1 protein-coding gene is annotated in these 231 nt (G+C 47.6%); it reads left to right on the top strand.

Features of this window, described 5'->3' with window-relative positions; genetic code table 11:
• Positions 1-231, top strand: a 231-nt coding sequence (locus NG42_RS22390) for a transposase (protein WP_156324281.1), incomplete at both ends; no start/stop codon positions are given.

Raw genomic sequence — 231 nt, 5'->3', positions numbered from 1 at the left:
TGCAGCAGCGAAAGAGCCGTGGTTAATATTCAGCAGCACAGCCGAGTTTAAACCACGTGAGGTGATGAAGTTATATGGTCGAAGAATGCAGATAGAACAAAATTTTCGGGATGAGAAAAGTGAACGATTTGGGTTTGGGCTTCGCGACAGTCATAGCCGTTCAGCAGGGCGTATTCTGGTACTCAGCCTGCTGGTAACACTGAGCACAGCAGTACTGTGGTTGCTTGGTTA

The sequence above is a fragment of the Winslowiella iniecta genome, from assembly GCF_001267535.1.
In the GTDB taxonomy this organism is placed as follows: domain Bacteria; phylum Pseudomonadota; class Gammaproteobacteria; order Enterobacterales; family Enterobacteriaceae; genus Erwinia; species Erwinia iniecta.
The sequence above is the reverse complement of the archived record's forward strand: the minus strand, read 5'-3'. Positions and strand labels throughout refer to the sequence as shown.